General features: G+C 73.3%; 6 protein-coding genes. 5 read left to right on the top strand and 1 reads right to left on the bottom strand.

All coding sequences use genetic code 11. From position 1 onward, the window contains the following. The first annotated feature begins 4 nt into the window (after nucleotides 1-4). From cobT to AB0C36_RS33835, 3 genes are all read left to right on the top strand, one after another. Nucleotides 5-1,291 carry a nicotinate-nucleotide--dimethylbenzimidazole phosphoribosyltransferase gene (gene cobT, locus AB0C36_RS33825; protein ID WP_358361879.1) on the top strand — a complete coding sequence of 429 codons (1,287 nt, stop codon included), beginning with the start codon at nucleotides 5-7 and terminating at the stop codon, nucleotides 1,289-1,291. After that, the gene (locus AB0C36_RS33830) at nucleotides 1,288-2,124 is read left to right on the top strand and encodes an adenosylcobinamide-GDP ribazoletransferase (protein ID WP_435839168.1); all 837 of its coding nucleotides are present in this window, start codon (nucleotides 1,288-1,290) and stop codon (nucleotides 2,122-2,124) included. The genes cobT and AB0C36_RS33830 overlap by 4 nt, the downstream gene beginning before the upstream one ends. Nucleotides 2,125-2,257: 133 nt before the next feature. Beyond that, nucleotides 2,258-3,772: a leucyl aminopeptidase gene (locus tag AB0C36_RS33835; RefSeq protein WP_358361882.1), complete on the top strand. Its 1,515-nt coding sequence runs from the start codon at nucleotides 2,258-2,260 to the stop codon at nucleotides 3,770-3,772. A gap of 127 nt (nucleotides 3,773-3,899) precedes the next feature. Here the strand turns inward: AB0C36_RS33835 and AB0C36_RS33840 are convergent, their stop codons facing one another. Beyond that, nucleotides 3,900-4,211, bottom strand: a complete 312-nt coding sequence (locus tag AB0C36_RS33840) for a hypothetical protein (RefSeq protein WP_358361884.1) — start codon at nucleotides 4,209-4,211, stop codon at nucleotides 3,900-3,902. 289 nt (nucleotides 4,212-4,500) lie between these two features. Here AB0C36_RS33840 and lpdA point away from each other — a divergent pair, with 289 nt between their 5' ends. Both lpdA and AB0C36_RS33850 read left to right on the top strand, forming a co-directional pair. Next, the gene (lpdA, locus tag AB0C36_RS33845) at nucleotides 4,501-5,889 is read left to right on the top strand and encodes a dihydrolipoyl dehydrogenase (RefSeq protein WP_358361887.1); all 1,389 of its coding nucleotides are present in this window, start codon (nucleotides 4,501-4,503) and stop codon (nucleotides 5,887-5,889) included. Nucleotides 5,890-5,942: 53 nt separating this feature from the next. After that, nucleotides 5,943-6,725, top strand: a 783-nt coding sequence (locus AB0C36_RS33850; RefSeq protein ID WP_358361890.1) for a biotin/lipoyl-containing protein, incomplete at its 3' end; no start/stop codon positions are given.

Below are 6,725 nucleotides of genomic sequence, written 5' to 3' on the forward strand. Positions count from 1 at the left end.
CGCGATGACTATCGACCTCGACTCGCTCTCCGCCCTCGTCGAACGGCCCGACGACGAGGCGCGGGCACGGCTGCGCGCGCGACTGCCGAAGCAGACCGGATCGGCCGGATCCCTGGGGCGACTCGAGGACGTCGCGGTGTGGCTCGCGGGCGTACGCGGCGACGCCGGGCGACCGGTGACGGCTCCGCGCGTCGTCGTCTTCGCGGGCGACCACGGGATCGCCGGGAAAAACGTCTCCGCCCACCCGGCCGGACACACCGCACGGGCCGTCCGCGAGGCGGTGTCCGGCGGCGGAGCCGTGGGGCTGCTCGCCGGGCTCTACGGCGCGAGCGTCCGGGTGGTCGACATGGCCGTCGACACCGACGCCGCACTGCTGCCCGACGCGGTCACCCGGCACCGGGTACGCACGGCCAGCGGCAGCATCGACCGGCACGACGCCCTCACCACCGCGGAGGCCGAACAGGCGTTCCGCACCGGCATGGAGGTCGCTGACGCCGAGATCGACAGCGGCGCGGACCTGCTGGTGATCGGCGACATCGGGGTCGGCAGCACCACGGCCGCGGCCGTCCTCATCGGCGCGCTGACCGGAACGGACGCGGCGGCCGCCATCGGCCGCGGCTCGGGCATCGACGACGCCACCTGGATCCGCAAGTGCGCCGCGATCCGCGACGCGCTCCGGCGCGCGCGGCCGGTGCTCGGCGATCCGCTGCGGCTGCTCGCGGTGTCCGGCGGGGCGGACTTCGCCGCGATGAGCGGGTTCCTGCTGCAAGCGGCCATCCGGCGTACTCCGGTGGTGCTGGACGGGGTGGCGTCGGCGGCTTCCGCGCTGGTGGTGCAGCGCATCGCGTACCGCGCCCCGGACTGGTGGCTGGCCGGCCACGTGACGCCCGAGCCGAGCCACGCGAAGGCGCTCGACCGCATGGCGCTGGAACCGCTGCTCGACTACAAGCTCCGGTACGGCGAGGCCACCGGCGCGCTGCTGGCGCTGCCGATCGTGCAGGCCGCGGCCTGCCTGGCCGCCGAACTCCCGGTCGACGCAAAGGAAGAAGACGCAAAGGAAGAAGACGAGAAGGAGCCCGGAGAGGAAGCGGGTGCCGCCGAGGGCACCGGCGACGACGCGGGCGACTCGTCCGACGACACGTGGCCGGGCGACGGCAGCGCCGTCGAGGCGGGCCGGGAACCCGAGTCGGGTGCCTCCGCCGGTCCGACTCCCGGCGTCGGCCCGCGGTACGTCGACCCCGACACCGGCCAGCCGTCCTTTCTCAAGCACACGCCGCCCGCGTCTCCGTGAGCTCTCCGCCCGACCCACCCGCGCGACCGGATCCGCCCGCACCCACCGGGCCGGGCGTCGCGCGCACCGGTGACGGCCTGCGCCTCGCGTTCGGCACGCTGTCGGTGCTGCCCGTCCGCGTCCCGTACGTCGACCGGGCGGTGGCCGGCCGGGCGATGGCCGCGGCCCCGCTGGTCGGCCTGGTCCTCGGCGGGCTCGCCGCCGGAGTCCTCGCGGTGGCGTCGTACGCGGACACCGGCCCGCTGCTCGCCGCCGTCCTCGCACTCGGCTCGCTCGCGCTGCTCACCCGCGGCCTGCACCTCGACGGGCTCGCCGACGTCGCGGACGGGCTCGGGTCCGGCAAGCCACCCGAGGGCGCGCTGCGCATCATGAAGGCGTCCGACATCGGCCCGTTCGGCGTCCTCGCGCTGCTGTTCACGCTGCTCGCCCAGACCGCCGCACTCACGCAGACCGGCGCGCGGCACGGCGCCGACGCGGCCGCCGTCGCAATGGTCGTCGCGGCGGTGTGCGGGCGGGTCGCGATCGGGCTCGGCTGCCTGCGTCGGGTATCCGCCGCGCGGCCCGGCGGGCTCGGTGCCATGGTGGCCGGAACTCTCCGCCCGGCCACCGTCGTCGGGCTCGCCGTGCTGCTCGCCGCGGCCGCGGCCGGACTCGGCGCGGCCGGCGAACTCGGGCCGGTACGGCCGGCGATCGCCGTCGGAGCCGGAATGCTGGCGGCAACCGCCTTGCTGTGGCATACGGTTCGCCGCTTCGGCGGCATCACCGGTGACGTGCTGGGCGCGTTGACCGAGACGGCGGCCACCACCGTATTGGTGGTCCTGTCCACAGGCTGACGCGTGCCGTGCACCGGCGTGTAATGCTGTGGGCATATGGCGGGACCCACCAGGTTCCCCCGGCGGAACCCCGGCACCCCCGGGGGCACTCCGCGCTTCGACGGGCAATCGACGAGAAGAGAACAGGACACTCGTGACCACTCTGAGCCTGAGCACCAGCTCGGCGGCGACGCTCCGCGCCGACGCCGTCGTCATCGGACTCGCCAAGGGCGACGACGGCCCTTCCGTCGTCGCCGGCGGCGAGGCTGTCGAGACCGCTTTCGGTGGCGCGCTGGACTCGGTCCTCACCGCGCTGGGCGCGACCGGAGCGGAAAGCGAGATCACCCGCGTACCGGCCGCCGCGGGCGCGGGGTCGTTCAAGGCGCCCGTGGTCGTCGCGGTCGGCCTGGGTGCCGCGCCCGAGGACGGGTTCGGCACTGACCAGCTGCGCAAGGCGGGCGGCAACGCGGCGCGCGCCGTGGCGGGGCTGAAGAAGGCCGCCGTCGCGATCGCGCTGGGGGACGCCGCGTCGGTCGGCGCGTTCGCGCAGGGCGTGCTGCTCGGCGCGTACACCTTCGACGCCTACCGCGAGAACTCCCTCGAGGGGCGCAAGTCGGCCGTGAAGGAAGTCGTGCTGGTCGGCGCGAAGGCGCGCGACAAGGCGGTCAAGGCGGCGTTCGAGGAGGCCCTCGTCGTCGCGGAGAGCGTCAACAAGGCACGTGACCTGGTCAACACGCCGCCCAACGACCTGAACCCGAAGGTGTTCGCGGGCATCGCGGTCGACCTCGGCAAGAACTTCGGCTTCAAGGTCGAGGTGATGGACGAGAAGGCGCTCGCGAAGGGCGCGTACGGCGGCATCCTCGGCGTCGGCCAGGGCTCCGCGACCCCGCCCCGCCTGGTCCGCCTCGGCTACACGCACCCCAAGGCCAAGCGCACGATCGCGCTGATCGGCAAGGGCATCACGTACGACTCGGGCGGCATCTCGCTCAAGCCCGCCGGCGCCAACGAGACCATGAAGATGGACATGGCCGGCGCCGCCGCGGTGCTGGGCGCGGTGACCGCGATCGCCCGCATCGGCCTCCAGGTGAACGTCACCGGCTGGCTGGCCCTCGCCGAGAACATGCCGTCCGGCACCGCGACGCGCCCCGGCGACGTCCTGCGGATGTACGGCGGGCGCACGGTCGAGGTGCTGAACACCGACGCCGAAGGCCGCCTCGTGCTGGCCGACGCCATCACGCGCGCGTGCGAGGAGAGCCCCGAGAAGATCATCGACGTCGCGACCCTGACCGGCGCGATGATGGTGGCCCTCGGCAACAAGACATACGGCATCATCGCCAACGACGACGACTTCCGCAGCGCCGTGCACGACGCGGCCGAGCGTACCGGCGAGCCCTCGTGGCCGATGCCGACCCCGGCCGAGCTGCGTCGCTCGATGGACTCGACGATCGCCGACATCAAGAACATCGGCGAGCGCATGGGCGGCGGCCTGTCGGCGGGCGTGTTCCTGCGCGAGTTCGTCGCCGAGGGCGTGGCGTGGGCGCACCTGGACATCGCCGGCCCGGCGTACAACGAGGGCGAAGTGTCCGGTTACACCGCCAAGGGCGGCACGGGCGTCGCGGTTCGCACTCTCGTGCAGGTGGCGGCCGACGTCGCCGACGGCACGATCTGATCCGCGTACGGCGGGGCCGGTGCGGGAATCCCCGCGTCGGCCCCGCTGTTGCGGACGGGCGTGACCCCGAAGTCCCGGCGCCCGCGCATCTCCCGGCGATGTCCGCTGCGCGCGAGCGGGCCGCGCGTCAGCTCGTGCCGCGGTTCTTCTGCGTCCACTCGCGCATGCGCTGCGGGTACCCGACGATCCCGGCCTCGTAGAGCGGGATCTTCAGCTTGCGGGCCAACGAGCGCCCCGCCTCGGGCCCGGCGATCCGCCGCCGCGTCCACTCGCCCGTGTCGGCCACCAGGACGATCGTCGTCCCGCTCACCGTCGTGGTGGGCTCCAGGTACGCCTCGACGCCGCGCCGGCTCTTGGCGAACTCCCTCAGGTGGTCGACGGCCGCGGAGGCCGCGTCGCGATCGACGCCCCCACGCGTCCCGCGTCGGAACAGTCCCACGTCCGGTTCCTTCCTCGGCCGATCCGGTCCCGTGGCCGCTTCCGGAACAGTCTGGGTGCCGTGGCAGATAGCTTGTGCGCTGGTGGCTTTGTGCGGAGCACCAGCTTGGCGCGGCCCTTGTGGCCCAGGCAACACACCAGGGAAACGTGCCGTACGCCCCCGCGGTGCCCGCCTCCCGACAACAAGTGGGAGGATGTTGTACCGGCACTTAGAGCCTTCCACAAGAAGGGGGTGCTACCCGGCGCCCAAGCCCGGGTGAGCACATCGCAATCCAGCAGGAGGACGTGACGTGGCGAACGACGCCGGAGCCGTTTTCGATGTAGTGATTCTCGGAGGCGGAAGCGGCGGGTACGCCTGCGCGCTGCGTGCCGCCGAACTGGGAATGCAGGTCGTGCTCATCGAGAAGGGCAAGCTCGGCGGCACCTGCCTCCACCAGGGCTGTATCCCGACGAAGGCGCTCCTGCACGCGGGGGAGGTCGCGGACCAGACCCGCGAGAGCGAGCAGTTCGGCATCAAGTCGACGTTCGAGGGCATCGACATCGCGGCGGTCCACAAGTACAAGGACGGGGTCGTCTCCCGTCTGTTCAAGGGCCTGACCGGCCTCATCGCGAGCCGCAAGATCACCGTGGTGGAGGGCGAGGGCCGCCTGGTCTCCCCGACCGCGGTCGAGGTCGCCGGCACCCGCTACGAGGGCCGCCACGTCGTGCTGGCCACCGGCTCCGTGCCCAAGTCGCTGCCGGGCCTGGAGATCGACGGCAACCGGATCGTCAACAGCGACCACGCGCTGGTCCTGGACCGGGTACCCGCGTCCGCGGTGATCCTGGGCGGCGGTGTCATCGGCGTCGAGTTCGCGAGCGCCTGGAAGTCGTTCGGCGTCGACGTGACCATCGTCGAGGCGCTGCCGCACCTGGTCCCGGTCGAGGACGAGAGCAGCAGCAAGCTCCTGGAGCGGGCGTTCCGCAAGCGCGGCATCAAGTTCGAGCTCGGCTCCCGCTTCAGCGGCGTCGAGTACACCGACTCCGGCGTCCGCGTGTCGTTGGAGAACGGCAAGCAGGTCGAGGCCGAGCTGCTGCTCGTCGCCGTCGGCCGCGGCCCGGTCTCGGCCGGGCTCGGGTACGAGGAGGCCGGGGTCGCGACGGACCGCGGCTACGTCCTGGTCGACGAGTACTGCCAGACCAACGTGCCGACCATCTCCGCGGTCGGCGACCTGATCCCGACTCTGCAGCTCGCCCACGTGGGCTTCGGCGAGGGCATCCTCGTCGCCGAGCGCATCGCGGGCCTCAAGGTCGCGCCGATCGACTACGCGGGCGTGCCCCGGGTGACGTACTGCGACCCGGAGGTCGCCTCCGTCGGACTCACGCAGGCGCAGGCGGTCGAGCGCTACGGCGCCGACAAGATCGCGACGCTCGACTACAACCTCGGCGGCAACGGCAAGAGCCAGATCCTCAAGACGGCCGGCTCCGTCAAGGTCGTCTCGGTCAAGGACGGCCCGGTCGTCGGCATCCACATGGTGGGCGCCCGGATGGGCGAACTCGTGGCCGAGGCCCAGCTGATCTACAACTGGGAAGCCCTGCCGTCCGAGGTCGCCCAGCTGATCCACCCGCACCCGTCCCAGTCCGAGGCGATCGGCGAGGCCCACTTGGCCCTCGCCGGCAAGCCGTTGCACGTGCACGACTGACGCGCCCCTGCTGACACTTTTGCCCGGAAGCGTACGAAGGAGTCACTGACCCCATGCCGGTCTCTGTAACACTGCCCGCGCTCGGCGAGAGCGTGCAGGAGGGCATCATCACCCGCTGGCTCAAGCGGGAGGGTGAGCGCGTCGAGATGGACGAGCCGCTCCTCGAGGTCTCGACGGACAAGGTCGACACCGAGATCCCCGCGCCGGCCTCCGGCATCCTCGTCTCCATCAAGGCGGCCGAGGACGACACCGTCGAGGTCGGCGCCGAACTCGCGATCATCGACGACGGCTCCGGTGCGGAGGCCGCACCCGCGGCGTCGGCACCCGCCGCCGAGGCCCCGCCCGCGCCGGCTCCGGCCGCCGAGGCCCCCGCGCAGCCGGCGCCCGCGCCCGCCGCCGAGGCCCCCGCGCCGGCCGCCGCCCCTGCCGCCCCGGCGGGCGGCGAGGCCGAGGGCACCCCGGTCCTGCTGCCCGCGCTCGGCGAGAGCGTGCAGGAAGGAACGATCACGCGCTGGCTCAAGCAGGTGGGCGACAACGTCGCCGCCGACGAGCCGCTGCTCGAGGTCTCGACGGACAAGGTCGACACCGAGATCCCCGCGCCGGTCGGCGGCGTGCTCCTGGCGATCAACGTCGCCGAGGACGAGACGGTCGAGGTCGGCGCACAGCTCGCGGTGATCGGTGCCCCGGGTGCGTCCGCCCCGGCCGCCGCCCCCGCTCCCGCCGCCCCGGCGGAGGCTCCGGCCCCCGCTCCGGCACCCGCTCCCGCCCCGGCACCGGCGCCCGCTCCGGCGGCTCCCGCGGCGGCCCCGGCACCCGCCCCGGCCCCCGCTCCCGCC

It is taken from the genome of Streptodolium elevatio (assembly GCF_040649515.1).
GTDB classification, from domain to species: Bacteria; Actinomycetota; Actinomycetes; order Streptomycetales; family Streptomycetaceae; genus Yinghuangia; species Yinghuangia elevatio.

What these genes read in the sequence shown, in the direction of transcription:
- cobT (WP_358361879.1), top strand. Translation starts at nt 5, where the DNA reads ATGACTATCGACCTCGACTCGCTCTCCGCCCTCGTCGAACGGCCCGAC.